Genomic DNA, 2,393 nt, shown 5'->3' on the forward strand with positions numbered 1-2,393 from the left:
GGGTTGGTCGGCGGTCGTTGGTGCGGGTTTGTGTTTTGCTCGTGGCATGGTATCCCCTTACAAGCCTATTCTGGAAATGCTCGTCTTTGGGTTGGGAACCAAATACACACGCTATTGTACAGTCTCTTCCCCGCATCATGGGTATAGGCGGTCGTCGCCTGTGGCTCCACAGCGTGCACCATACGATCGGTGGCATCGTAGGTCAGGGTCGTCGTGCCGCGTGCATCGGTAAGGCTGGTGCGATTCCCGACCGCATCCAGCGTGCTGCCAAAGCTGGCGAGGGTCGTGCCGTTCTGGGTATAGGTCGTCGTGAGTATGCGTCCCGCCGTATCATAGGTGGGGGTCACCCCCAGTCCTGTACTGCTGGTTGCGGTTGCCAACTGCCCCCGTGCGCCATAGGCATAGGTGGTGGTTGCGCCACCCCACGGTTGCAGACTCGCGACCCGTCCGGCGGCATCGGGAGTCGCTGTCACGCTGCCCGTGCCCCAATAGTCGGTGCTGGTACGGAACGAGGCAGCATCATAGGTATAGCCCACCGTGCGCCCATCGCGCGTCCGTTCACGCAGCCGATTCAGCCCATCATAGCGATAGGTGGTCGTTCCCAGCCCATCCTGCATGGACGTAACATTGCCATTCGCATCATGGGTATAGCTGACATCCGCCGTCCCACTGGGATAGTCGATGCCCGTCAGGAAGCCATCAACGCTATAGGCATAGCTGGTCGTGCGATTGGCCATGTCGATCTGAGCCGCCAGCCGCCCATCCGCATGATACTGCCAGCGCTGGGTGCGGCCCGCCTCATGTTCCATGATGCGGCGACCGAGCGCGTCATACTCCCACGCAAGCGTATTCCCGCGTGGGTCGGTAATCCCCGTCTGGTTGCCCTGCTGGTCGTAGGTCATCGTCCAGGTTTCGGTCAGGGCATTGGTCGTCGCCGTTATCCAGCCCAGCGCATTGGTTTGATAGCGGGTCGTATGCCCATTCGGGTCAACCACGGCATGCAGATCCCAACTATTACTCGCACCTGGCTCGGTATAGCGATAGCGGGTCGTCAGGGCCATACCGTCGGGATCGACCACCGTGGTCAACACGCGTCCGGCAGCATCGTAGCTGGTGGTCGTGGTGATCGCGGTACTGGGGTCGTGTGCTCCCACCACGCGCGCGATGGGTCGTCCAAGCGCATCATAGGTATAGCGCGTCTGTTCTCCCGTTGGCAATTCCGTCCATGCAAGGTGATCCCGATCCGTGTAGTGGAACGTCGTCACCTGCTGACGCGGATCACGTACACTGACCACCCGCCCCCAGCCATCATAGGTGGTGGTGGTGCTGGCTGCCACGGCAGGATAGCCGGCAACGGCAGTGGTGTTGACCGTCACCGTTGCTGGTTGGCGCAACGCGGTATAGGTATAGGTGGTGGTGCTGCCCCGCGCATCGGTTTCACGCTGGACGTGCCCATCAGTGGTATAGTCCCGTTGCATCCGTTGACCACTCGGGGATTCCACGGCGGCTAACCAGCCTTCGGGCGTATAGGTCAAGACCGTCGTGTGCTGCATCGCGTCGGTCACCGCAACCAGATCCCCCACCCCATCATAGGTATAGGTCGTGGTCTCGCCCAGCGCATTCGTCACGCTAATGGGCACACTGGCGACTGGATTCAGCGCTGCATAGCCATAGGTCGTCACCGCTGGCGGACGATTCGCCCCTTGGGCGGTGCTTTCGCGCACCACGCGGCCATGCAGGTCATAGGTGATGGTCGTTAAGATTGCTCGTCCGTTGACATCAAGAACCTCAGCGACCGGTTGGTTATCGGCATTGTAAACCCAGGTCGTCACCATGCCCCGTTCGTCGCGTTCCTGCACCCGATTGCCCACCGCATCATACCAATACTGGCGGGTATGGCCCGTCGGGTGGGTTACGGTCGCAATCCGTCCGGCGGCATCATGGGTATAGGTGGTCGTTTCGCCCAGCGCATTGGTGATGGCAGCCATAAAGCCCTGAGGCGTATAGGCATAGGTTGTCGTCGCGGCGGTTGGCCCCGTCCCAAGCGTGTCGCTAGCGAGTCGGCCATCCGGTTGATACGTCCACGTCTTCACCGCCTGATCGGTCGCCGTTTCCGTCATCGGCTGCCCAGCTGCGGTATAGGTGGTCACGCGGACCACCCCCGACGGCAAGGTGACCTGGCGCGTGCGGGTTGCGGCGGTATAGACGGTCGTGGTCGTCAAGCCGTGTTGGGTGAAGACCTCCTGCCACGTCACGAGACTCCAGGGATGAGACTGTACAATAGCGTGTGTATTTGGTTCCCAACCCAAAGACGAGCATTTCCAGAATAGGCTTGTAAGGGGATACCATGCCACGAGCAAAACACAAACCCGCACCAACGACCGCCGACCAAC

At 60.8% G+C, this 2,393-nt stretch carries 1 protein-coding gene; it reads right to left on the reverse strand.

Annotation, left to right across the window (positions count from 1 at the left end):
• Positions 1-65 precede the first annotated feature (65 nt).
• A complete protein-coding gene (locus tag ABEB26_RS26755; protein WP_345725153.1) occupies positions 66-2,255 on the reverse strand; it encodes a hypothetical protein in 2,190 nt (729 codons plus the stop codon).
• Between the last annotated feature and the right edge of the window lie 138 nt (positions 2,256-2,393).

It is taken from the genome of Herpetosiphon gulosus (assembly GCF_039545135.1).
In the GTDB taxonomy this organism is placed as follows: Bacteria; Chloroflexota; Chloroflexia; order Chloroflexales; family Herpetosiphonaceae; genus Herpetosiphon; species Herpetosiphon gulosus.